This window comes from Jejuia spongiicola, from assembly GCF_023502325.1.
GTDB classification, from domain to species: Bacteria; Bacteroidota; Bacteroidia; order Flavobacteriales; family Flavobacteriaceae; genus Wocania_A; species Wocania_A spongiicola.
This window is the reverse complement of the sequence record NZ_JAMFLZ010000002.1, coordinates 1-26,006: the sequence shown is the minus strand read 5'-3', so window position 1 is coordinate 26,006 and position 26,006 is coordinate 1. Positions and strand designations below refer to the sequence as shown.

Below are 26,006 nucleotides of genomic sequence, written 5' to 3'. Positions count from 1 at the left end.
AAAGTTTAAAAGAAAAACCTCATAAAGAAGTTTATGAGGTTTATATAATTTATTGTTTATCTGCTAATTCGAACCCTTCGGCTTCATCATAATGCATTACACGTTCGTTGTCTTCTGCTCCATGAGTTAAGCGTTTTAAAGGTTTTAATAATAGAATAAACAAAGCACCTATTATTACTGTAAATACTAATATCCCTAAAAAGATAGCGTATTCACCAAACTCTGAAGCAGATTCGCCTACAATACCAGCTACTTTATTCCCTAAACCTGTTGCAGCAAAATAAACTCCCATCATTAGAGATGCATATTTAACTGGAGCTAACTTTGTAATAAATGATAGTGCTACTGGAGATATACAAAGCTCTCCTATGGTATGAAATAGGTAGGCTAATACTAACCATATCATACTAGAAGTTCCAGATTTCTCAAATTCCATGGCAGCAAATACCATAAATAAGAAACCAAAGCCCATTATAATTATACCCAATGCCATTTTAAATAGCGAAGATGCCTCTTTTCCTTTTAATTGCCTTTTTGCCCAAATACTAGCCACAATTGTAGCAAAAATGATAATAAAACCAGCATTTAAACTTTGAAACATAACGGTAGGTATTTCCCATCCAAATAAAACCCTATCAGTATTAGTTTCAGTATATAAATTCATTAATCCTCCAGCCTGCTCAAAAGCGCCCCAAAATATTATTACCATAATAAATGATAATAATAATACCATAAATCTATCTTTAAAAACCTGAGAATCTAACTCTTTATAAATCATCATTAAAAGTGAAGTTATAGCTGTTAGAAATAAAAATAGCAAGCCATATTTCCATCCCATTTTGTACCATCCAAATAACGACACAGCTAATAAAATAACAGAAAATGTTAACTGCTTTGGAGAACTAAACAACTTAGAATAAAGTTGACCATAAGAAATTTCGTTTTCATCTCCTTTACTTGGAACAAAGTTTCCAACATGTACTAAATATTTTTGTCCAAAAACATAATTAATTAAACCTAAAACCATTACAATTCCTGCAAGTCCAAAACCTGCATGCCATCCCCATTCAGCAACTACAAGCCCTACTATTAAAGTAGCCAATAAAGACCCCAAATTTATGCCTATATAAAAGATACTAAATCCTTTATCTCTTCTAATATCTCCTTGTTTATATAGACCGCCAACCATAGTTGAAATATTTGGTTTTAGTAAACCAACACCTAAAATAACTAAGCCAAGACCAGTATAAAAGGCCCAAATATCAGTTAACACCAATACTCCATGACCTAAACACAAAACAATTGCTCCTAATAGAACAGCCTTTTTTTGCCCAATTAATTTATCGGCTATCATACCCCCAGGTATAGACATTACATATACTAACATAGTATACCATCCATAAAGCGCTAAGGCCTCTTGATTTGTCCATCCTAAACCTGCTCCCCTATCATCTCCAATGGTTTGAGTTGTCATATATAATACTAATAATGCGCGCATTCCATAATATGAAAAACGCTCCCACATTTCAGTTAAAAATAAAATATACAATCCTATTGGTTGCCCAAAAAGTTCTTTTTGATGTGGTTTTAATGCCGTTGCTGCCATAAATTTATTATTAGTTAGTAATTAGTTTATTATCCTTTAATTTCTACTTTTTTTACTTCGCTTTCTTTTGCTTTTTCTCGCTTATCTCCAAGTTTCTCATTTATAAAAGTAGTCATTTTTTTATAGAGGTGTAATCTTGTATTTCCACCGTAAATACCATGGTTATCATCTGGATAGACACCCCAATCAAATTGCTTATCTGCTTGAATTAAAGCCTCTACCAATCGCATAGTGTTCTGCAAATGTACATTGTCATCTGCAGACCCATGAATTAATAAATAATCGCCCTTAAGTTTATCGACATGATTTATTGGCGAATTATCATCATAACCACTTGCGTTTTCTTGCGGTGTAGTCATGTATCTTTCTGTATAAATAGTATCATAAAAACGCCAGCTACTAACGGGTGCTACAGCAATTGCCATTTTAAACACATCATTCCCTTTAAACAAAGCATTACTACTCATAAATCCACCATAACTCCAACCCCAAATACCTATTCTGCTAGCATCAATATATGGTAATTCTCCTAATTGTTTTGCTGCTTGAATTTGGTCTTCAACTTCGTATTTCCCTAATTGGTTTTGTGTTACTTTTTTAAATGCTGCTCCTTTAAAACCTGTACCACGACCGTCTATACAAACAATAATATACCCTTGTTGAGCTAAATGTTGATACCAATAATCGTTTGCACTATTCCAACGGTTAGCAACTTGTTGAGATCCTGGTCCAGAATACTGATACATTAACAAAGGGTATTGTTTTGAAGCATCAAAATTTGCGGGTTTAATCATCCACATATTTAAATCGTTTCCATTTACATGAATGGATGTAAACTCTTTTTTAGAGGTTTTATAGTCAGAAAGGTTTTTTGATAACACATCGTTATCTTTAATACTTTTAATTAGATTCCCAGAAGCCGCACTATTTAAAGTATACTCTGGCGGTGTTGTTGCGCTAGAAAATGTATTTATAAAATATGAAAAATCTGCACTAAATGAAGCTCCGTTAGTGCCTTCGCTTTTTGTAAGTCGTTTTTTGTCACGACCATTAAGCTTTATAGAATATACATCACGATTTATTGAACCATTTTCTACAGATTGGTAAAAAATTCTATTTGTGTTTTCATCATAACCATAATAGTTAGTAACTTCCCAATTGCCTTTTGTAATTTGGTTTTTTAACTTCCCATCATTTGAATAATGATAGATGTGGTTGTAGCCATCCTTTTCGCTTGTCCAAATAAAGCTGTTGTCCTTTAAAAACGTTAAGTTATCCGTTACATCAATGTAAGCATCATCTTTTTCAGCAAGAGCTAAAGTTGATGTATTTGTTTTGGCATTTATCATCCATAAATCCAATTCGTTTTGATGCCTATTCATATATTGAGCACTTAATATGTCAGGGTTTTTAGACCATTCAATTCTTGGAATATAAAAATCGCTATATGTTTTATCTACCTTTACTTGATTAGTTTTTTTAGTATCTAAATCATAAATATGAAGTGAAACCAAAGAATTTTTCTCACCAGCTTTTGGGTACTTAAATACTTGTTGAGTTTGATATAACCCGGTTCCATAAACATCCATAGAAAACTCTGGCACATTAGTCTCATCAAATCTTATAAATGCAATTTTGTTGCTATCTGTATTCCATTCAAAAGCACGAACAAAAGCAAACTCTTCTTCGTAAACCCAATCCGTTATACCATTAATAACTTTATTTTTTTCGCCATCAAAAGTAATTTGATTTACTGTTTTTGTATTTAAATTTTTAATGTATAAATTGTTTTCAAATCCGTATGCAACCATATTTCCATCAGGAGAAAATGTAGGTTCTTGAATTTTATTTTCAGAAATTAAGGTTATCGACTTATCTGTTGTATCATAAACATAATAGTTCCCTAAAGTTGATCTTCTGTATATAGATTCTTCATTTGTTGCTAAAATAATTTTGCTTTCATCATTGCTAAAAGAATAATCAGTAAAATAATTTAACTCTTCTATATCAGAAGAGCTTACCAATGTTTTTATCTTTTTTAAAGTCTTATAATCATAAATATCTACTGAAGTAGATCTAGTCTTCCTATCAAAATTCAGTACTGAATATTGTTGTCCATTTTTCATGGAGTGCAAAACATCCATTCCTTCCGTTCTAAAGGTACCATTCCAAATTTCTTCGAGGGTAATTTGCTTATTTTGAGCCGATAAAGTTATAGTTAAGAAAAGACAAATAAATAAAGGTAATCGTAGAATTCTCATTAAAAATTATTTTTTTGACAAAATGATGTCAAGTTTACTAAAAATTATGCAAAAAACCGTAACTATTAACAGTTAAATAAGCGAATGTAATAACTATGCCTTCAATTTTCATACCAAGAATAGTATATTTGCTCCGTAAAACAGTTGATAATGAGCAAAACGATTTCTGGGTTTTCTAAGCTTTCCAAGTCTAACAAAATTGATTGGATTGTAAATACATATTTTTCGAATACTGAAGAAGCAAAGCGCATTTTGAAACAGTATTGGAATAATAATGAAAAATTACAACAGTTACATGATGAGTTTATTGAAAACACAGTAACCAACTATTATTTACCCCTTGGTGTTGCTCCAAATTTTTTAATTAATGATACACTTTACACCATCCCGATGGCTATTGAGGAAAGCTCGGTTGTTGCAGCAGCAAGTAAAGCTGCTAATTTTTGGTTAGACAGAGGAGGGTTTAAAACTAAGGTGATTTCAACTACTAAAATTGGTCAGGTACACTTTATGTATCATGGTGATTTTAAAAAGCTACAAAGCTTTTTTAACTATGTAAAACCTATCTTAATCAAAGATGCTAAACCTATTACCAAGAACATGGAAGCTCGTGGTGGTGGTATTATTGATATAGAGTTACGTGACAAAACAGAAGATATAAACGGATATTATCAATTACATGCCTCTTTTGAAACTTTAGATGCTATGGGTGCGAATTTTATAAATTCGTGTTTAGAGCAATTTGCAAAAACATTTAAAAACGAAGGTTTATTATTTGAAGGTTTTTCAGAAGAAGAAAAGCAAATTCAAATAGTAATGAGCATTTTATCAAACTACGTTCCTGATTGCTTAGTAAGAGCCGAAGTAAGTTGTAAGGTTGAAGATTTAAGCGACAATGATTTGATTTCGGGTGAAGATTTTGCCACAAAATTTGTACAAGCAGTTAATATTGCTGAAATAGAACCATATCGTGCTGTAACCCATAATAAAGGCATTATGAATGGTATAGACGCTGTAATTTTGGCAACAGGAAATGATTTTAGAGCTGTTGAAGCTGGAGTACATGCTTATGCTTCTAGACATGGAAAATATAGTAGCTTAACACATGCCAAAATTGTAGATGGTATTTTTACCTTTTGGACAGAAATCCCCTTAGCATTAGGTACTGTTGGCGGGCTTACTAATTTGCACCCGTTAGTAAAATTAGCTTTAGAATTATTACACAAACCATCAGCCAAAGAACTTATGCAAATTGTTGCTGTTGCTGGTTTAGCACAAAACTTTGCTGCTTTACGTTCATTAACCACAACAGGGATTCAACAAGGACATATGAAAATGCACTTAATGAATATTCTAAACCAATTTGAAGCTAACGAAAAAGAAAAAGAAATCTTAACTGAGCATTTTAAAACCAATACAGTAACCCACAGCGCTGTTGTTGAGGCGATAAAAGAGTTAAGAGTTAAAAATTAGAATGGAACGTTTTTATAGCAACGGAAAATTATTGTTAACTGGAGAGTATTTAGTGCTTGATGGTGCCTTATCATTAGCTATTCCAACAAAATATGGGCAATCCTTAAATATTGAAGCTATTGAAGCATCCAAACTCGTTTGGAAAAGCTTAGATGAAAAAGAAAATATTTGGTTTAAAGATGAATTTTTAATTGGTGAAACTATCAAGTCCAGGTCGGTCGATTCTAGTAATGACATTAGTGAGAGATTGATTCAAATATTAAACATTGCTAAAAAACTTAATCCCAATTTTTTAAATACAGAAAATGGCTTCAAAGTAACAACAAGATTAGACTTTCCTAGACAATGGGGCTTAGGTACATCATCAACATTAATAAATAATATAGCACAATGGGCAAATGTTGATCCTTATCAACTTTTGAAACAATCTTTCGATGGTAGTGGTTACGATATTGCTTGTGCAAAACATAACCTACCAATAACCTACCAATTATATGTAAAAACCAATGAAGTTTCTTGTGATACTCAAAATAATACAAGAGCCATTAAAGAAATAGCTTTTAATCCTTCATTCAAAGACCATTTATACTTTGTTTATTTAAACCAAAAACAAAATAGTCGTGATGGTATTGCGCGGTATAAAAACAATATTTCAGATTTATCAGAATCTATTTCAACAATAAGCACTATAACTCAAAATATAATTTCGTGTAAAACGCTTGATGAATTTATTTTACTAATTGAAAAACATGAATACATCATTTCAAAAATCATACATCAAGATCCAATTAAGAAGCGTTTATTTAGCGATTTTAATGGCGGAATAAAAAGCCTTGGTGCGTGGGGTGGCGATTTTGTTTTAGCTGCTTCAAAAAACAACCCTACAGATTATTTTAAAAAGAAAGGATACCAAACGGTTATCTCATTTGAAAACATGATACTTTAAAGCATAAAAAAACCTCGATAAACGAGGTTTTTTTATATAATCTTTATTAGATTAGTCTTTATTGAACTTGAGTTTTAGCTCTGTTATCTTCTATATCAGCAGCTTCTTTTAAAGCATTGTATAACTTTGCGGTTACCACATTTGTTTTTAAAGTTTCTACTTGATTGGCAAAAGATTGGTAATTATCTAACTCTACAGCTGGAATTACTTTAGTTACCTGAATCATATAAACTCCATTTGCGCCATCAATTAACTTAGATGTTTCGTTTTCATTTAAACCAAAAGCAGAGCCAACAATAATTGGTTCTCTTCCAGCTCCAGAAAGCGTTGGTGTTTTCATTGTAATAGCCGAAGCTGTTCTTACTGTTGTATTTTCAGCTGCTGCTAAATCTTCTAAAGTAGTAGCCGTTGTTCTATCTCTAATAATTTTAGCTTTTTTCTCTTTACGTATAGCAGGTATTGCTGTAGCTGATGCATCTTCTACACTTTTCAATCCTTCTTTATGTTTTGCTACTAACTGTGCAATAACATAGCCATTTGGTATGTTAAAACGCTTAATATCACCTACTTTAGCATCTTCTTCAAAAGCCCAGCGCACTATTGGTCTTTGATTACCAACACCTGGAATATTTTCGTCTAACGCTTTAATACCATTCACTGGTCTTACAGTAAATTTATTTTCGGTTGCTGTCTCTTGAAAATCTTTATCAACAACTGTTATTTCGAAGTTTGAAGCATCTCTAAATACTTTAGAAATTGTAGCTTCAGATGGTTCAATTTCGCGAGCAATAGTTCCTATTTTAAGGGCATTTTCAAAACTCTCTTTATCATCTACTCTTATAATATGATAACCAAATTGTGTTAAAACTATATCTACACTACCTTTCTCGTTTGTAAATAAAAAGTCTGCGAAATCAGGATCAAAACTTCTTGGGTTAAAAGTTGAGTATCTTATCCAACCTATACTACCATCTTTTCCTTTTGTCCCATCAACATTTATTTCATTTGCGACTTCGTTAAATTTACTTTTACTGTTCTTAACTAAAGGCAATAAACTATCAACTAGCTTTTTTGCGTCTTCTTTTGTTGTTGTTGTTTCGGCAGTAGCGGCTAATGAGCCTACAAAAGGAACAATAATATGGCTCGATTGAACTGAATCTGCTATTTTTTCATAACTAATTGCTTTAGTCACTTTAAAATATCCGTTGTCTTTATATGGTCCATAAATTTCACCTTCATTAAGATTAAAAATACTATCGGCCACAGCAGTGGGTAATGATGATTTGAAAACAAAACGATCATTAAACTTTATATCAGAATTAGAATTAACAAAATCTTCGTTATCAGTAGTTTTAGAAAAACCAGTAATGGTTTCGTTAGCTTTTAATGCTTCACTATATTCTTCTCTATCATTTAATAGCTTTACCAAATCTGCTTTTATAGCGTTTTCGTCTTCAACTGTAGCGATTTCTTTAAACTCTACATATCTAATATCTCTTGAAGCTTCAACTTCAAACTGTTTTTTGTTTTTATTTATATAATCTGAAATATCTGATTTTGAAACAGCAATTGTACTATCTGCAACTGAAGTGTAAGGTACTTGCACGTACTTAATGTCTACTTTATTTCCTTGCAATTTATGTTCTAATTCGCCTTCAGCAAGAGTTCCTGTTAAACCAGCTTTTACTAAATTAAAATAGTTTTGATTTAAAGCATTATTAGCTAATTGCTTTTCGTAGTTTACCCAATCAGCAAAAGTTAATGGTTGTCCTGCTATAAAACCTGGTTGTGGCGATAATTCTTTAAGATTAGCAATAAACTCATTTAACTTATTTTCATCAAACAACCCTGCTTCATTTAAAAACTCTGGATTGGTAGCCATTGCTGTTTTAAGCAAATCTCTCATTTGGTCCTTTTCAATAGAAATACCTAGAGTTTCGTATTGTGTTTCCATAACAGCTTGCCTTACTTCTTGCTCCCAAACACTGTTCATTACTTGAGTATTAGTAGCTGTTGCTCCAGCACGTTTTTGTGCTACTTCTACTTTTTGTAAAAAATCTTCACGAGTAATATCTTTACCATTAATTGTAGCAACAATATTTTGCGATTTTGCTGTAAGTGCATCACCATTTTTAAATAAATCTGCTAAAACGAAAGAGAATAACGCCAATGCTATAATTAGTATTAAAAATAGTGAACGTTGTCTAATCTTATTTAAAACTGCCATTTGTAATTTAAATTTAAAAAATCCTTAGTACGGGATTTTGCTTATTAAGTTGTTTATGTAATAATCAAATTTTGATTAAATACAGTGCGCGAAAATACCATTTTCTATTTAATAATAAAAGTGTAAAGAGGCTTTAATTGTATTAAAATATTCCAATTTTAATCTTCTTCTAAAAGTTTAAGTTCTACCAAATCAATTTTAGTGTTTGATACCTCTAAAATAGTAAACTGAAATCCATCAATAATAACAATTTCATCTTTTGCTGGAATCTCTTCAGTGTGATTAACAATTAATCCGCCTAAAGTTTCATAATTTTCACTATCTGGTAGGTTCAATTTATAAGTTTCGTTTAAATGATCCACTTCTAAACGTGCCGAAAATGTGAACGTTTCTTTATCAATTTTTTCTTCAATTAAATCTACTGAGTCATGTTCGTCCTCAATTTCACCAAATAGCTCTTCAACAATGTCTTCAACAGTCATAATACCAGATGTACCTCCATACTCATCTAAAACAACCGCAATACTCTTTCGCTTTTTAGTGAGCACATTTAACACATCTTTAATTAGTACGGTTTCTGGAATAAACTCAACAGGTAGCATTGCCGATTTTATAGTTTTTGGTTTTTTAAATAGTTCAAAAGAATGCACATAACCCAAAATATCATCAACCGTTTCTTTATATACTATAATTTTAGTACAACCTGTTTCTGTAAAAAGAGCGTTTAGTGTTTTTATTGACTCGTTAATTTCTACTGCAATAATTTCAGTTCTGGGCACCATAACTTCTCGTGCTTTAACTTCAGAGAATTCTAATGCATTTTGAAATATTTGAATTTCAGAATCTACCTCATCATGAGCTTCAACCGATTCCATCTGTTCACTTATATAATTACCTAATTCTACTTTTGTGAAAGCTAGTTGAATTTGGTCTCCATCGGTTTTAAAAAAATATTTAAGAATAAAATCAGATATCCAAATAACAAAATCTGAAATAAAAGTAAATAATACATAAAAAATATAAGCTGGTAATGCTAAAACTTTTATAAGTGTATTTGAATAAATTTGAAAAAACACCTTTGGCAAAAATTCTGCTGTAATTAAAATAACAAAAGTTGAAATAACGGTTTGCGACAATAAACTGAAGTCTGTTAGCATGTAGTTAACAAAAACTGATGTTGTTGGTAACATGGATTGAAACCAATTGACCAGTAAATCGCCCATAAAAAATCCATAAATAACCAATGCTATATTGTTGCCAATTAACATAGTTGTAATAAACTTTGATGGTTTTGCAGTAAGCTTACTTAATATTTTTGCAAGAATGCCGTCTTGTTTTTTCTCAATCTCGATATGGATTTTATTTGAAGAAACATAAGCAATCTCCATACCTGAAAAAAAGGCCGATAATATTAATGATACAATTATGATAATAACATAAATGCTCATTTATTTTGAATTGTTTCTGTTTTCAAATTTTTTACTAAACTTTTTTCTAAAGAAAAACATAAAAATAGCTAGTGCTCCTAATAATATTGAAGGGTAATAAATTTCGCCATTATCCATATATCTTGAAATGGCGTCATATATAAACAATATAGCAAATACGATATAAGCATATTGAAAAATCTTTGAATATTTCATTTTTTGAGTTGTAATTTAAATTGCCACAAAGATAATTAAAATAGAGAAGCTGGGTTTGAAGAATTTTGAGTTATTCATCAAGTGTAATTATACCTGTTACTTCAAGCACTTCAGCATTAGTGAATTTTGAATCTGAATCAAAACCATTGCCATTAATCAAATCCTGGCCTTGTCTAAATTTAACAGGCTTATTAGTAAATATCCACTCTTTTTTCTTATCATAAAACAATTGTTCAGCATACAATGTATCGTTTGTACTTGTTGTTATTTTTACATTGCCTTGTAAATCTATAAGATTAGTATTAATGTAATTAATAGCATAATCAGCAATAACTACATTTTTTTTATTATCCTCATCTAATAAGTCTAATACAATACCGTTAGGAAACTCAAAAAAAGGAAAAGCTCTATTTTGATAATCTAACATTTTTGGGCTTAAAAGGATAGCTTTAATCTTACCTGAATCTGTATATTTCAAATTAATATTTTCAGCAACTCCAATAGGTTCATTTTCAGAAACACCAATTTTCTGGATCTCTTTAAAGTTGTCTTTACATGAAAAAAACATAGTCACAGCAATCGCTGTGACTATGTTTAGTATATAGTATTTATATGTTCTAGTTTTCATTTAAACTTTAGGCACTGTAACTGAAGCTCCAATCCAACAACCGATTCTTATAGTTTGTCCTGAATTCGCAGCGCTAAATATATCTGACTTAGATGGTGCTTTAGCCGAATAACTTTTAGCTGATTGCGCAGAAGCCTTCTTTAATGTTGGATCTACTCGTCCTGCTTTTCTAGCTTCATCTGCAGCTAACCAATATACTGCTCTTTTATTAAAAGTTGTATCTCCACATCGGTTTGCACTAGCAGCATACATGGTTGCTATAGCTAAATGTGGGCGACCGTTTGAAGGGTTAAGTTTTAATGCATTTCTAAAATACCCTCTTGCTTTGCCATATTTACCTTTCTTTTTAAGAATTGTACCTATTCTGTATGCTAACTTTGATTTTTTGAAAGTATCTTCTTCTAAATCATAAGCTTCATTAAAGTAACCTTCTGCTTCTGATGTTTTTCCTTTTTTCATTAAAATACCAGCAACAAAAACTTTAGTATCTGCAGATGGAGATAATTCATCATAAGCCTTTACTAATCTCTCATATAAAGGATCATCAGTACATTCTTTGTAAAACATTCTACTTACTGCACGCTTTAACCAAACTGCATCATTTTGATATTCCTCAAAATCTTTAGTGTAAAGCGGTATTAAGTTTTCACAATTTGCTCTTTCTCCTAATTCAGAATCAATACTTCCTGATACTTTATCATAAGCTGTTAGTACTTGAGAATAGTATTTCTTATACTTTTTTTCTTTAGACGCTAACGCTGTACCTGCATCTTCTTTTTCAATCAATTTGTTAAGCTTTCCTGAAGCTAATTTTACTTCATCCTCAATCTTTTCAGCAACATCATCATATTTATTAAATAAATCTTTAGCTGGTTTTTTACCTCCGTCGTATAATGCTACCATTAATTTAAAATAAATATATAAGCTTTTAGGGTTTTTAAACGTTGCTTTATCTAAATTATAAGCTGCATCAAAACATTCATAAAGTTCTTGATCTGTCTTATTTAATATGCTTTTATGGTCATACATTAATTGACAACCTTTGGCAGCATATTCTCCTTTAGGAGTTTTACTCGCAAAATGAGTTCCTCTTTCATCCCATAATTTTAAAAGATCATTTACAAAAGCAACTTTTTCGGTTCCTGTAGATTTTTTAATTTTATCTCCTAAAATTTTCTCGCCATATACGTATATAGCTCTATTAAATTTTGGGTTTCTTTGTCTTAGCTCCATAAACGGTTTATAAGCCGCTTCGTAATTTTTTGCTTTAGCATACTCTGTCATAATTGACAAAGTTGCCATATCTTCTTCATTACTTTGAGAGTTTACCAAATTTAATCCAATGAATAAAAATGTAAATAATAATGTAATTTTCGCCTTCATGATAATAATTTTATGTTGTTAGTCGTACTTCCTTTTATTGAACCATCTGTCGTTCAAAGATAAGCTTAATTGGAAATTAACAAAATTCTCTTGAATTAAGTTGCTATTTTTAGTTCCGCGCTTACCTATTTCGAAACCTAAATTGGCATTAGAAAACATTCTAACGTCTCCAACTGGTAATCCTACTCCAAAAGATATGCCAAACTCTTTTATTGATTCGTTATTTATATTTAACCCTGTTTTTTCTGAGCGAATACCAGCTCTATATACTACACGTTTAAAATACCCATTAAGCGTATTATAGTTAGGAATAAAAAAACCTCCAAAAGAGATGGTTGATGCATCTTCAAACTTTGTTGCGCTACTACTATATAAAGCATTAGAAAAATTGCTTGTTTTTTGCGATGTATATTCTGCACCAACAAACCATTTTCTCGGCTCACCTATACCAGCTCCAAATGAGAATTTAGATGGTAAAATTAAATCTGTTTCTTTTAAACCACTAGCTTCCAAATCTAATTCAATAGTGTTTATTACAAATTCTTGTCCTGTTGAAGGGTTAATTGTAATTGTAGAAAAAGAACGCTCGTTTTTTGATGTTAAGCTACTTTCTGGCGTGAATGTAACACCAGAAACAAATTCTAATTTTTCACTTAGCATCTTTTTATATGATAATCCAATATTAAAATTTAACCCGCTTAAATCTGACCTATTTGCTTCACGAGCTTGATATTGAGCAAGTACTCCTTCATCATCATAAAGAAATTCAATAGTGGCATTTTGAATATTTCCAAAGTTATAATGAGCATCAACTCCAATACTTAATCCTTTCGCTAACATATAACCAAGTCCTAAATAGGCTTTATTAACACCGCCTTCACCTCTAAATCTGTTTACTGGATCTCCAGCTCCATTAAGAGACTCTAATTTATAACCAACAGATGTATAAGGCATTAAACCGAAGCCTAAACCAAATTTACCCATAGGAACAGATAAGGCTAAATAATCAAATGTAGTTGCCGAAGCTTTATCACTACTGTTATTGCTTTTTAAATCTATGCTTGAATAACTACCTCCAACAGTAAATTTAACTGGTCTGGTTTCGTTATTAAAATAAGTCAAATTTTCTCCTGCATAAGATGCTGGGTTACGTAAATTAGCATGAATACTATCTGTATAAATACTTAATCCACCCATACTTCTATTCTCAACTGTTCCCTTAAATTTAAGGCTACCTATACCATAAAATGAATAAGGTGAAGCAGTTCCTTGTTGTGCGTAACTCTGAATTGCAATAAAAGCAATAAAAACTATTACAAGTTTTTTTATCATTAGTTTGAATTAAATTGTAAAATATAGTTTAGTCCCTCTAATAGAAAATTAGAGTTGGCAAATATGCTACTTTTTAATTGTTTTGACAAGAAATTAGCATCGCCACCTGTTAAAATAACTGTTAAATCTGAATATTTTTCTTCATATTCTTTAATTACCCCATCAATTTCTTTTAAAATGCCATTTACTACCCCAGAGTGTATCGAATCATTCGTTGAGTTTCCAATTATAGAATTTGGGATTTCTGTTTCTAATAACGGCAAATTAGCCGTTAAATTACTTAATGATTTATAACGCATACGAATTCCTGGAGATATGGCTCCTCCTAAATAGTCATTACTATCTGTAATAAAATCATAAGTAATACATGTTCCTGCATCAATAATTAAAACATTTTTTTTGGGGAACTGATTAACCGAAGCACTAACCAAAGCTATTCTATCTATCCCTAATGTTTTTGGTGTACTATATAAATTCTTAAAGGGTAATTTAGTGTCAGAATTCAAAAGAATTAAACTTTTATAATGTTTAGCTATATAGCTAATATCTTTGTTTTTTAATTTTCCAACCGAAGCTATAATTACTTTTGTAATAGATTTATATTCTTTTTTTAACGAGTCAATATATACTATAAGGTTCTCTAGTTTAATAACATCCTTTTTTTTCAACCTATCTGCCTTAAAAACAGCAAGTTTAACGTAAGTATTTCCAACATCTATAATTAAATTCATATCTCTTTAAAACGCTAAATTTACAAAACCGACAACAATAAAATTCTTAATTATTTTATAATATTAGTATTTAAATAAAAGCACATTAAATAAATGCCGATAAACTATAATTTTTTGTATTTTTATTTTGGCGAATAACAAAAATGAATATATATTTGCAACCGCTTTGGCGAGGTACCTTAGCTCAGTTGGTAGAGCAAAGGACTGAAAATCCTTGTGTCCCTGGTTCGATTCCTGGAGGTACCACTTTAAAAACTCATAACAATCTAATTATTAGAAAGTTGTGAGTTTTTTGTTTTTGAATGCAGCAACAATTCTCTCAACTTTGTGTCTGGTCTAATCATAGTAAGTCTAAATCTACTACTTTCCATATACTAAAACACTCCCTACAAGAGTTGACTACCCCCCATAAAGGCTATAAAAATGCAAATTGGGATTTGTTTAATTCTGATTATTTGGTATTTACACTATCGTCTATTACTTCAAATTCAAAACCATTGGTTTTAATTTATTAGATGACTGAAGGTTTTTTATACACTAAATCTGGAGTAGCATTAATGTTTTCTATAATTAGATTTGAAGAACTTTGACTAGTTTTCATGAAGATTATAATACTCAAGAGTATTATAAAATGATATTAAAATTGAGTAAATCATTTCAACTTTCACTTTTTTGTCGTTTAGTGCTCTATTTGTAATTAACTTTAAAATTTCGTTTCTAGATTTTATAAGATTGATTTTAAAAAATGTGTTATTAAAATCTGTTTTTTTCAATAATTTTATTTCATTAGCTTTTCTATATGCATTGTACCAAGAATTGGAATGCAATGCTTTTGGAATACACATTTCCATCTCCAAAATTGATTCTTGAGGTAACTTTAACTTGTTAGATATTTCTTCTAAATTGTAATTTTTATACCTCATTTTTAAGAAATTAATTTCAGAACGATCAAAACTTTTTTTATATAAACCCAGTTTTCTATTATTAGCTGCCAATTGTAAGCCACATTTCTTTATGAAAGTCTTTAGAATATTTTGAAGTGTAATTAAGTCTATTTGAGAAGCCTTTGAGTATTCTTCTATAATAATAAGCGCATAATTTGATGATATTTCTTTAATAGCCTCATCTACGTAATCATACTTACTCAAAATCTCTAAATTGAAGGCTTTTATAATAGTGTCAGAACAATATTTAGTTTTTAATTTTCTTCTAACCCTTTTTTCTATAATTAAAACCTTTTCTTTTTCTAAACCTAAAAAATTTGATATGTAGCTATGGCTAAAGTTATGAGCAAAAAGCTTTAAAAAATATAATTCGTATTTATTTAACATGCCGATAATAACATATTTGATTTGATTTGGTTTTCTTTTGTCAAAAATTTATTTTTCATTTCATTCTTTTCGATGATTCCTTCAAGAATCTTAAGTGTTTCTGAATACAAATCGTTAAGATTATTTTCAGAAATATGATTATATTCTCTGTCTAGGTATAAATTGTAAGCAATTCCAAAAGCTATATGATTTGTATTTTTTAAAAAATAATTATCTACAACAAATAGTCCAATATTATAAGCTTTATCTATAATATTTAAATCGTTTATTATACCTAACTTTCTTTTTATTTCTCTTTTCCTTTCAAAAAAACTTGAATTATTTTTTATGGATAATTCATTTATAATTTGATCTATACTAAATCCAAGAGCATATCTTTTAATAATAAACATGTCTGTATAATTTAGTATTTCTATTCCCATAAGTTCCATGCAATTAATTTTTATCTATTATGTTAAGTTTTTAAATATTTTCTTTTACTATACTTTGTTTTAATAAGCTTTCTAATATTTGTTTCAGCAAAGACATCTCTTTTTGTTAACCATTACTTGCTTATCACAGCGCTTTTCAACCTATTAAATATTAATATCAAAAGTTATTGATGGGTTAAATGAACAAAAAAGGCTTCATTAACAAAATGATAATGTAATAAGTGTGCACATATGTAATATAAATGGGGCTTAAGCCTGTTTTAACGGAAAAACAGCTTTCAACCCAATAAAGTCAATGCTTTTCCATTGAAAAAGAGAAAATGGATATAAATTAGTTTGACCGAATGAATGAAATACAGTTGATTATATATTGTAGAATTATTTCTTGACTTGTAACAAAGCGTCAGTGTAACCATTAACAACTCATTAAAATTAAAAATTACCTTTATTATTTTATGTTCAGTATCTAAAAGTCACTTATTTTGATTAGCTTTATTTTTATAATTATCGTTCAATCTAAAAACAATTTTAATTAAGTGACATTTATAAAAACTTCTCATATCGTCTTTTTTATTTCTACAGTAATACTAATAAGCATAGTACTCCGCAATACAAACAAAAAAACTAAATCGTATGTTTCTATTAACAAACAAATGCATTTAGACACTGTACTAACTGGGAAACAACTGGCCAATATTTATTGTAAAGTATGCCACGAATTTCCTGAACCTAAACTACTAGATAAAAGTACTTGGGTTAATAATGTACTCCCAAATATGGGGCTTCGAATGGGGATAAAAATCCCTGGCGTAGATGCTTTTGCAGGCACCCCAAAAGAAGACATAAACATTGTAAAATCATTAAACATATATCCAGAAGAGCCTATTTTAACAAAAAGTCAGTGGAGTAAAATTATAGAATATTATGAAAGAGAAGCTCCTATCCATCCTATTGATAAAGAATTAGAAACTCCAATAATAAATAAATTACCTCAGTTTAAAGCTGATAAAATTTTTGTTAACAATAAAGGCTTTCCAAGAACCTCTCTTCTAAAATTTGATGAACTAACCTCTCAGCTTTACGTTGGAGATGCTAGTAATTTGATTTATATACTCGATAAAAAAATGAAACTTAAAAGGACCTTAAAAGGGCCAAGCCCTGCCGTTGATATAGATTTCCCAACAAACAAAGCTCCTAGAATACTTACTATAGGCAAATTTAGTCCTTCAGACCAAAATTTGGGTGAATTAAGTTCAATGTTTAGCACAGATAATAGCCCAAGAATTAAAATACAAAATCTTCCAAGACCAGTAAATTTTAGTACGGCTGATTTAAATGCAGATGAAAAAGAAGATGTAATTATCTGTGGTTTCGGACATAATCGTGGCAAACTTTTATGGTATGATAATTTCGATCCCAATAAAAGATATGTTATAAAAAACGCTCCTGGGGCAAGAAAAACCGAAGTTTTTGACTTTAATAATGATGGCAAACCAGATATTATGGCTTTAATGGCGCAAGCAAATGAGCAAATTTCGATTTTTTACAACAGAGGAAATAATAAATTCGAAGAAAAAATAGTACTAAAATTTCCTCCAGTTTATGGAGTTAGTTATTTTGAATTAGCAGATTTTAATAATGATGGCTATAAAGATATTCTTCTTTCTAATGGTGATAATTGGGACTATTCAGTAATAAGAAAAAATTACCACGGTGTTAGAGTATATTTAAATGATGGGCATGATAATTTTGAGAAAGCATTCTTCTATCCACTCTATGGTGCAAGTAAAGCCATGGCACGAGATTTTGATAACGATGGTTTTTTAGATATCGCAGCTTCTGCTTTTTATTATGATGATGACAAACCAGAGCAGTCTTTTATATATTTATCAAATAATGGTGATATGACTTTTAAAACATTTTCTACACCTGAAGCAGCATCAGGGAAATGGCTAACTATGGATGTTGCAGACTATGATGGCGATGGTGATATTGATATTTTTTTGGGATCATATTTTCATACATTTGGAGAATACTTCAAACAGGTCTCTAAAGGCGTTTCAGAGTTCCCTCAATTATTAGTACTTACTAACAATCAAGAATAACACTCTTCGTTTTAAAAGGTTTAAATCTGATTACAATAGGGTAACCTAACACCTTTACATATCACATTATACTCTAATAAGGATATAAAAGTTTTATCTACACAAATATAATATGTAGTTCGTAGGCTTAAACACCACTAGCGTAACCAAATACTTTGCATTCGTAGAAAAAATTTAATGATACATTTAATTTTTAGTATCTTTAAAAAGATTCCAAATTGAATTCTATCAGAGGTTTTTACTGAATATATTAATAGTCCCAAAAAGTGTTACATATAAACCAACCATTTGTATTTCTCCTACTTGTAATACGGCTATTAAATATTATTTATGAATTTTCGATTAAAAATCATGCTACTTGTACTACTAGCAGCATGTAGCTTCACCCAATGTGCTAAAAGTCCAACTAAAACTCTGCCTCAAGGAGATCCTGAGAATGGAGGGTTATTTATTCCTGATGATTTTGAAGCTATAGTGGTTGTAGATAGTATTGAAGGAAAAGCAAGACATCTTACCGTTAATAAGTTTGGGACCGTCTTTGTAAATTTAAGATACTCAAAGAATGGAGAAGCAATTGCAATATTAAAGGATACAACTCAAAACGGAAAAGCAGACATTATAGAAAGATATGGTAACCTAAAAAAGCGAAGCTCTGGTTCTAGAGGTGGTTATTCCACTGCAATGAAAATATATAACGGATATTTGTATTATAGTTCTGAGTTGGTGGTATATCGATACAAATTAGACAAAAAAGGAGATATTATACCTAGAGAACCAGAAATAGTAATGGTTGATGACCATGCACATAAACAACACCAACATATAGCTAAACCCATTGCTTTTGATAATAAAGGCTATATGTATGTAGCTTTTGGAGGTCCCTCAAATGCTTGTCAAGTTGAAGGAAGAACGCCTGGATCTCCCGGTATAGACCCTTGCCCGCAACTAGAAGATCATGGAGGCATTTGGCGCTTTGACGCCAATAAAACTGGGCAAACTCAAAAAGACGGTTTTAAATTTGCCACAGGAATTAGAAGTGTTGTAGGTTTAGACTGGAATCCAATTGATGAAACGTTATATGCAGTAGTCCACGGAAGAGATGACCTATATCGCCTTTTTCCTGAAAGATATACGCCATGGGAAAGTGCTTTATTACCTTCTGAAGAATTTATAAGGGTTACTGAAGGTTCTGATTTTGGTTGGCCATATTGTTATTATGATCAGTTACAAAATAAAAAAGTATTAGCTCCAGAGTATGGAGGAGATGGAAAAATTGTAGGAAGATGTGAATCTTGTGATGATCCAGTGATTGGTTTTCCAGGGCATTGGGCCCCTAATGATTTAATGTTTTATACCGGAGACCAACTTCCTGAACGTTATAAAAATGGTGCTTTTATTGCCTTTCATGGCTCTACCAACAGAGCGCCATATCCCCAATCAGGTTATTTTGTTGGATTTGTTCCTTTTAAAGATGGAAAAGCCACCGGGGAATGGGAAATATTTGCAGATGGTTTTGCCCAAATGGATCCCATAGTTAGTGTATATCGAGCAGTCAACAGGCCTATGGGTATTTCAACTGGTCCAGATGGCTCCATATATATTAGCGACTCTAACCAAGGAAAAGTTTGGCGAGTTATGTATAAAGGAGATAAAGCAAGCTTTGAAAAAAAACAGCTTGCTGCTATGGAAGAACGAAAATCAGCTACTAACATTAGAACTCCCGATGAAGAAAAAGATAATTTATTGTTTGGAAAAAAGATTGTTTCAAGAGGACATGAACTATATCTTAAATATTGTGCTGCTTGTCATCAAGATGATGGTCATGGAGCAGGAGGAAGATTTCCAACCTTAGTTGATACAGAATGGGTTACAGGAGATAAAGCAAGGTTGATTAAAGTTATTCTTAGAGGATTAAAAGGAAATATTGAGGTTAAGGGTGAGTCTTTTAGCGGCTTAATGCCACAACACAGTTTTTTAAAAGACGAAGAAGTTGCAGGTATTTTAACATTTATTAGAACAAATTTAGGTAATAATGCGTCAACTATAGAAGTAAATGAAGTTAGTGCAGTGAGAAACAAACTTGAGCAAGAGCACAGTCATGACTAATGATACAGCTATAAATTGTAAAAAATCTGCCACCACTAATTAATATAAATCAATTAAGTATGATCAAATTAAACAAATATTTTCTAGTAAACACCTACTTTCTCCTTCTCATTAGTTCGCTAGCTTTAGCTCAGGATTTTGATGTTTTAATAAAAGGAGGACATGTAATTGACGCCAAAAACAATATAAATGGTATCATGGATATTGCTATTACCGATGGTAAAATTGCTAAAGTAGCCCCTAACATTTCTAGCACTAGTTCTAAAAAAACTATAAATGCTAATGGTCTTCTTGTAACTCCTGGCCTTATAGATATACATGGTCACAATTTTTTCGGCACCATAAGAAAAGCTTATTTGAGTAATAGTTTTAGCAGTTTACCTCCAGATGGTTTTACATTCAGAAGCGGCGTTACTACTATTGTTGATGTTGGTGGTGCCGGATGGAAAAATTTTGAAACTTTTAAAGAACAAACCATAGATCAATCCAAAACCAGAGTATTATCATTTCTAAATATTATTGGCTCAGGAATGAAAGGTGGATCTGTTGAACAAAATATATTAGACATGGATCCTGAAGCTACAGCAAAAAAAGCCAAGCAATATCCGGGTATCATCGTTGGTGTTAAACTTGCACATTATTCAGGCCCAAATTGGGAACCTACAAATCTTGCTATTAAAGCAGGAACTATAGGAGACATTCCTGTTATGATAGATTTTGGAGGTAGCGACCCAGAATTAAGTATGAAAACGTTACTATTAGAAAAATTAAGACCAGGTGACATTTTCACCCATTGTTATGCCAATGTAAAAGGTAGAACCGCCTTAGTTGATAAAAAAGGAAAAGTTAGACCTTATGTCTTTATTGCTCAAAATAAAGGCATTGTCTTCGATGTTGGTCATGGAGGAGGAAGTTTTGTGTTCTCTCAGGCAGTTCCAGCTACAGAACAAGGTTTTTGGCCAAATTCTATGAGTACAGATTTGCATACTGGAAGCATGAATGCAGGTATGAAAGATCTCACTAATATCATGTCTAAATTTTTAAATATGAATATGCCTTTGGAAGAGGTTATAAAAAGTGTTACCTGGAGTCCAGCAAAATATATCAAAAGAACCGATTTAGGGCATTTATCTGAAGGGGCTGTAGCCGATATTACTTTACTTAAACTATCAAAGGGTGATTTTGGGTTTGTAGACACTAAAGGGTTTAAAATTAACGGAACTCAAAAGTTGACCTGTGAGTTAACACTAAGAGAAGGCAAAGTCGTTTGGGATCTAAATGGTCATTCCAGTACCTTATGGAATGATTAGTCTCAAAAAGCTTAGTTAAAAAAAACAGAATACTTAAAACTAAAATGTAGATGAAATTAATTTTCAAATTTTTATTAATCAGTGCGCTTATTTGTTTATCCATTACTATCGTAATGATAGCTGTAGGAAAAGGGTCCAATGCAGGCATACCACTTATGCTATTTTTTCTTCTTCTAGCGCTATCTGTAAGAGGCACCAAAAAATTTAAAGGCTTTTCATTTACCATATTAATCTTTGCTACTGTAACTGTATCGATGTACTACCCTACATATTTTACAAGTGTCGGGAGTTTTAATCTAAAAAAACTCATCGTTCCATTGCTTCAAATCATTATGTTTGGAATGGGAACTGCAATGAGTATGAAAGACTTTGCAGGCGTTGTAAAAATGCCAAAAGGAGTATTAGTAGGACTCGCTTGTCAATTCACTATAATGCCCGTTTTAGGCTTTGGCATTGCAACTCTTTTTGGCTTTGCTCCTGAAATTGCCGCTGGTGTTGTATTAGTAGGGTCTTCGCCTAGTGGATTAGCATCAAACGTTATGGCATATCTAGCAAAAGCAAACCTTGCATTATCAGTAACACTTACAGCTGTATCAACAGTTTTAGCCCCATTAATGACACCACTATTAATGAAAGTGTTTGCCGGACAATTTGTACCAATAGATTTCTGGTCAATGATGCTTAGTATATTAAAAATTGTAATACTACCGATAATAATAGGGTTAATTTTCAACCACTTCTTTCACGGTAAAGTAAAATGGTTAGACAAAGCAATGCCAATAATTTCAATGGCTGGAATAGCTTTTATTATAACAATAATTACTGCAGCTGGAAGAGATAGTTTGCTTACAATAGGATTATTACTAGTATTGGCAGCCATCATTCACAATATAGCAGGCTATTTCTTAGGATATTGGGGTAGTCGTGCATTAAAAATGAGTGAGCAAGATTGTAGAACAATAGCACTAGAAGTAGGAATGCAAAATGGAGGGCTTGCATCTGGAATTGCTCTAGAAATGGGTAAAGTTTCAACAATAGGATTAGCACCAGCAGTTTTCGGTCCTTGGATGAATATATCCGGTTCATCATTGGCTACCTGGTGGAGAGATAAAAGTTCAGACAAAGAAATAACTTCAGATGAAGATCAATAATATTTAAACAAAATAATATGAAAAGAATAAAACTAACAACCTTACTCGGAATATGTTTACTAATGATAAATATATCATTCTCTCAAACTATCACACGAGAACAAACCATATTTCTTACACCCTTATGGGAAGGAGAACGTTTCCCTGATGGACGTCCAAAAGTTTCCGATGATATTCTAGAAAGAATGAAAAGCGTTGCTATTGAAGAGGCTTGGGGCGTATTGAGAAATGAAGGTTATCATAATCAATTTGAAGGTGATTGGAAACCTTTGCACGAGGACATTCCAATTGTTGGTCGAGCACTTACAGCACAATACATGCCAAATAGGCCTGATGTAGCAGAGCAAATTAAAAAGAAAGGGAAACGTGACGGACGTGTTGGAAACACTAACTCCTGGCCAATAGATATGTTAGTTACTGGCGATGTTTATGTTGCTGATTGTTTTGGAAAAATTGTAGACGGAACATTAATTGGTGACAATTTAGGAAACGCTATATACGCTAAATCTAAAACAGGAGTTGTATTTAATGCCTCAAGTCGTGATATGGAAGGGCTTTCAAAAATTGAAGGCTTTAACGCATTTGTTAGAGACTGGCACCCATCATTCCTTACTGAAGTGATGTTATTAAGTTTAAATACACCCATAAGAATGGGAGCAGTAACAGTGCTTCCAGGAGATATTGTTTTAGCAAAAAGAGAAGGTGTTATTTTTATTCCAGCCCATTTAGCTGAAAAAATAGTGATTACTTCAGAAGTTGTTAGATTACGTGATTTATTCGGAATCACTAGACTTAAAGAAGGTGTATATAGTCCAGGACAAATTGATAACAAGTGGACTGATGACATTGAAAAAGATTTTTCAAAATGGCTTAATGATCATATAGATGAATTACCCGTACCTAAAGAACAAATAAAAGAACTACTAAAAAAGAGAATGTGGTAGCTTTAGTAAGTTTCAAAATCATTTCAAATTTTGCGCAACAGAATAACTCACTAAATATTTATAACAAATGAAAAACATAGAAAACAAAACAAGTAGAAGGTCTTCCTTAAAAAAAATGGGAATGGCTGTAATTGGGGCTTTAGGCTTAGGCATGTCAAATAATGCATTGGCAAAAGAATCAAATCCAAAAAAGCAAGTTCTAGACAAACCAGAAAATGATCAAGACATCCCTTTATTCTCAGGAGCAGTAAGACATGGAAACACATTATACATTGCAGGTAAAGGAGCTCATTTTGAAGGAGACATAAAAGCACATACCGACCACGTTCTAAAAGAACTTCAAAAAGGATTAGAGAAAAATGGTTCTTCTATGGAGCAAGTATTAAAAGTGAATGTATATCTACATGACTTAGAAGATTATAAAGGAATGAATGAAGTGTTCAGAGGGCGTTTTGGTAAAAATCCTCCAGTTAGAACTACGGTTGCAACATATGGCGGTGTACCTGGAAAATCATTGGTAGAAATGGATTGTATTGCAGCAGTTGATTAACAATTAATAAAGTAAATTATGGCAACACGAAGAAGTTTATTAAAAACGCTTTCTATGCTACCTTTAGCAGGTAGTCTATTAGGCACAGAATGGTTACATGGGCAGTCAATTAGTAAAACAGTTTTAGAACCCGGAGCTCGCAATTTTTTTAAAGAATTAGGACTTAGAACGTTTATTAATGCCGCAGGCACTTATACTTCTATGACGGGATCATTAATGCACAAAGAAGTCACAGAAGCTATTAGTTATGGAGCAACTGAATATGTTAATCTGGATGAATTGCATGACAAAGTAGGAGAAAGAATAGCCGAATTATTAGGTTGCGAATATGCAACAGTATCCTCAGGAGCTTTTGGAGCAATGACTATTGGTGTTGCAGGAATAATGGCAGGTATGGATAACGAAAAAGTTGCACAACTTCCAGATGTAACTGGTTTAAAACATGAAGTTATAGTTCAAGAATCTCATAATATAGGTTACACCCATGCATTACTTAATGCGGGAGCCAAAATAATAAATGTAAAAAACACAAAAGAGCTAGAAAAAGCCATAAATAGTAAAACAGCTATGCTTTGGTTTTTAAATGCTAACACTGAAAGCGGACCAATAAAACACGAAGAGTTTGTTGCTTTAGGGAAAAAACATGGTATTCCTACATTCATTGATTGTGCTGCAGATGTACCACCTGTAGAAAATCTATTTAAGTTTACTAAAATGGGATTTGATTTAGTTTGTTTTTCAGGTGGAAAAGGCATCAGAGGACCACAAAGTGCTGGATTACTTTTAGGTAAAAGAAAGTATATAGAAGCAGCAAGACTTCATACGCCACCACGCGGTACTACTATTGGGAGAGGTATGAAAGTTAACAAAGAAGAAGTTTTAGGCATGTTGGTTGCCTTAGAATTATATTTACAAAGAGATCATGCCAAAGAATGGAAAATGTGGGAAGATCAAATTAAGCTAATAAGTGACAGTGCAAAATCCGTAAATGGTGTAGAAACTGAAATTCACGTTCCTCCACATGCTAACCATGTGCCTTCTTTAAAAGTGAAATGGAATCAAAACATCATTAAAATGACTCCATCAGAAGCTAGAAACAAATTAAAGAATGGTCACCCTTCAATCGAAACCGTTGGTAGTGATAAAGAAATTGGTATTACTACTTGGATGATGGAACCTGGTCAAGAAAGATTAGTTGCACAGCGATTAAAAGAAGTATTGTCTAATTTTTAATAATAATTCTAAATGAAAAACATTAAAACATTTTGTATCACTATTGTATTCCTTTTTTCTATAGGTTGTTCAGAACAAAAAAAAGAACAAAACGAAGAAGTCAAAGTGAGTCAAACTATTTCTGATGATTACAATCCTGAGGCAAATTTAGAAAAGCTTAATATCAATTTAAGCGAGCCATCAAGTCCTGTTGCTAACTATGTAAATGCAGTTAAAACTGGTAATCTTATATTCTTAGCTGGAAAAGGGCCGTTACAAGCAAACGGAGAAAATATAACGGGAAAGTTAGGATCAGATTTAACAATAGAACAGGGTTATGAGGCAGCAAGGGTTACTGCAATAAATCAATTATCGGTACTTAAAGCTACACTTGGTAATCTAAACAAAGTAAAAAGAATTGTAAAAGTTTTAGGTATGGTAAATGCTTCTCCGGAATTTACAGATCATCCAGCTGTCATAAATGGCTATTCTGATTTAATGGTTGAAGTTTTTGGTGAGCGTGGAAAACATGCTCGTGCAGCTGTAGGAATGGGTTCTCTTCCTGGAAATATAGCAGTAGAAATTGAAATGATTGTTGAAATAGAATCTGAATAAACACCATATATAATCTTCTTC

21 protein-coding genes and 1 tRNA gene are annotated in these 26,006 nt (G+C 31.7%); 11 read left to right on the top strand and 11 right to left on the bottom strand.

Annotation, left to right across the window (positions count from 1 at the left end; genetic code table 11):
• Nucleotides 1-49 precede the first annotated feature (49 nt).
• Both M3P09_RS03950 and M3P09_RS03945 read right to left on the bottom strand, forming a co-directional pair.
• Nucleotides 50-1,606 carry a peptide MFS transporter gene (locus M3P09_RS03950; protein WP_249972113.1) on the bottom strand — a complete coding sequence of 519 codons (1,557 nt, stop codon included), beginning with the start codon at nt 1,604-1,606 and terminating at the stop codon, nt 50-52.
• Nucleotides 1,607-1,635: 29 nt separating this feature from the next.
• A complete protein-coding gene (locus M3P09_RS03945; protein WP_249972112.1) occupies nt 1,636-3,867 on the bottom strand; it encodes a S9 family peptidase in 2,232 nt (743 codons plus the stop codon).
• A gap of 147 nt (nt 3,868-4,014) precedes the next feature.
• On the opposite strand from M3P09_RS03945, the gene M3P09_RS03940 reads away from it, so the two are divergent.
• Together M3P09_RS03940 and M3P09_RS03935 are read left to right on the top strand one after the other, a co-directional pair.
• A complete protein-coding gene (locus M3P09_RS03940) occupies nt 4,015-5,340 on the top strand; it encodes a hydroxymethylglutaryl-CoA reductase, degradative (RefSeq protein WP_347709804.1) in 1,326 nt (441 codons plus the stop codon).
• Nucleotide 5,341: 1 nt separating this feature from the next.
• The gene (locus M3P09_RS03935; protein ID WP_249972110.1) at nt 5,342-6,286 is read left to right on the top strand and encodes a GYDIA family GHMP kinase; all 945 of its coding nucleotides are present in this window, start codon (nt 5,342-5,344) and stop codon (nt 6,284-6,286) included.
• A 58-nt stretch (nt 6,287-6,344) separates the two neighbouring features.
• Here the strand turns inward: M3P09_RS03935 and M3P09_RS03930 are convergent, their stop codons facing one another.
• The 7 genes from M3P09_RS03930 to M3P09_RS03900 all read right to left on the bottom strand — a co-directional run bounded on the left by M3P09_RS03930 (nt 6,345) and on the right by M3P09_RS03900 (nt 14,230).
• Entirely contained in the window at nt 6,345-8,513 is a 2,169-nt protein-coding gene (locus M3P09_RS03930) for a SurA N-terminal domain-containing protein (protein WP_249972109.1), read from the bottom strand.
• 158 nt (nt 8,514-8,671) lie between these two features.
• Nucleotides 8,672-9,961 carry a hemolysin family protein gene (locus M3P09_RS03925; RefSeq protein WP_099564512.1) on the bottom strand — a complete coding sequence of 430 codons (1,290 nt, stop codon included), beginning with the start codon at nt 9,959-9,961 and terminating at the stop codon, nt 8,672-8,674.
• Nucleotides 9,962-10,156 carry a hypothetical protein gene (locus M3P09_RS03920; RefSeq protein ID WP_099564513.1) on the bottom strand — a complete coding sequence of 65 codons (195 nt, stop codon included), beginning with the start codon at nt 10,154-10,156 and terminating at the stop codon, nt 9,962-9,964.
• 70 nt (nt 10,157-10,226) lie between these two features.
• Nucleotides 10,227-10,784, bottom strand: coding sequence for an LPS export ABC transporter periplasmic protein LptC (gene lptC, locus M3P09_RS03915; protein ID WP_099564514.1), 558 nt, complete (start codon nt 10,782-10,784; stop codon nt 10,227-10,229).
• Entirely contained in the window at nt 10,785-12,167 is a 1,383-nt protein-coding gene (locus M3P09_RS03910; RefSeq protein ID WP_099564515.1) for a tetratricopeptide repeat protein, read from the bottom strand.
• Nucleotides 12,168-12,185: 18 nt separating this feature from the next.
• Nucleotides 12,186-13,499, bottom strand: a complete 1,314-nt coding sequence (gene bamG / locus M3P09_RS03905) for a BamG family beta-barrel-assembly machinery protein (protein ID WP_099564516.1) — start codon at nt 13,497-13,499, stop codon at nt 12,186-12,188.
• Nucleotides 13,499-14,230 (bottom strand): type III pantothenate kinase, encoded by a 732-nt coding sequence (locus M3P09_RS03900; RefSeq protein WP_249972108.1) that lies wholly within the window; start codon nt 14,228-14,230, stop codon nt 13,499-13,501. The genes bamG and M3P09_RS03900 overlap by 1 nt, the downstream gene beginning before the upstream one ends.
• 173 nt (nt 14,231-14,403) lie before the next feature.
• On the opposite strand from M3P09_RS03900, the gene M3P09_RS03895 reads away from it, so the two are divergent.
• Nucleotides 14,404-14,476 (top strand) — tRNA-Phe (locus M3P09_RS03895).
• A 344-nt stretch (nt 14,477-14,820) separates the two neighbouring features.
• On the opposite strand, the gene M3P09_RS03890 is transcribed toward M3P09_RS03895, so the two are convergent.
• Both M3P09_RS03890 and M3P09_RS03885 read right to left on the bottom strand, forming a co-directional pair.
• Complete coding sequence (locus tag M3P09_RS03890; protein ID WP_249972107.1) at nt 14,821-15,561, bottom strand: hypothetical protein; 741 nt, start codon at nt 15,559-15,561, stop codon at nt 14,821-14,823.
• Nucleotides 15,555-15,992, bottom strand: a complete 438-nt coding sequence (locus M3P09_RS03885; RefSeq protein WP_099564519.1) for a hypothetical protein — start codon at nt 15,990-15,992, stop codon at nt 15,555-15,557. Before M3P09_RS03885 ends, M3P09_RS03890 begins: the two co-directional genes overlap by 7 nt.
• Before the next feature lie 653 nt (nt 15,993-16,645).
• Between M3P09_RS03885 and M3P09_RS03880 the strand changes: the two genes are divergently transcribed.
• The 8 genes from M3P09_RS03880 to M3P09_RS03845 all read left to right on the top strand — a co-directional run bounded on the left by M3P09_RS03880 (nt 16,646) and on the right by M3P09_RS03845 (nt 25,985).
• A complete protein-coding gene (locus tag M3P09_RS03880) occupies nt 16,646-18,097 on the top strand; it encodes a VCBS repeat-containing protein (RefSeq protein WP_249972106.1) in 1,452 nt (483 codons plus the stop codon).
• A gap of 351 nt (nt 18,098-18,448) precedes the next feature.
• Complete coding sequence (locus M3P09_RS03875; RefSeq protein ID WP_199099671.1) at nt 18,449-20,203, top strand: PQQ-dependent sugar dehydrogenase; 1,755 nt, start codon at nt 18,449-18,451, stop codon at nt 20,201-20,203.
• A 59-nt stretch (nt 20,204-20,262) separates the two neighbouring features.
• A complete protein-coding gene (locus M3P09_RS03870) occupies nt 20,263-21,513 on the top strand; it encodes an amidohydrolase/deacetylase family metallohydrolase (protein ID WP_099564522.1) in 1,251 nt (416 codons plus the stop codon).
• Nucleotides 21,514-21,563: 50 nt separating this feature from the next.
• Nucleotides 21,564-22,664, top strand: a complete 1,101-nt coding sequence (locus M3P09_RS03865) for a bile acid:sodium symporter family protein (RefSeq protein WP_249972105.1) — start codon at nt 21,564-21,566, stop codon at nt 22,662-22,664.
• Nucleotides 22,665-22,681: 17 nt separating this feature from the next.
• Nucleotides 22,682-23,608, top strand: coding sequence for an RraA family protein (locus M3P09_RS03860; RefSeq protein WP_249972104.1), 927 nt, complete (start codon nt 22,682-22,684; stop codon nt 23,606-23,608).
• Between the two features lie 67 nt (nt 23,609-23,675).
• The gene (locus tag M3P09_RS03855; RefSeq protein WP_249972103.1) at nt 23,676-24,158 is read left to right on the top strand and encodes a RidA family protein; all 483 of its coding nucleotides are present in this window, start codon (nt 23,676-23,678) and stop codon (nt 24,156-24,158) included.
• An 18-nt stretch (nt 24,159-24,176) separates the two neighbouring features.
• Complete coding sequence (locus M3P09_RS03850) at nt 24,177-25,391, top strand: aminotransferase class V-fold PLP-dependent enzyme (RefSeq protein ID WP_099564526.1); 1,215 nt, start codon at nt 24,177-24,179, stop codon at nt 25,389-25,391.
• Nucleotides 25,392-25,403: 12 nt separating this feature from the next.
• Nucleotides 25,404-25,985, top strand: coding sequence for a RidA family protein (locus M3P09_RS03845; protein WP_249972102.1), 582 nt, complete (start codon nt 25,404-25,406; stop codon nt 25,983-25,985).
• Nucleotides 25,986-26,006 lie beyond the last annotated feature (21 nt).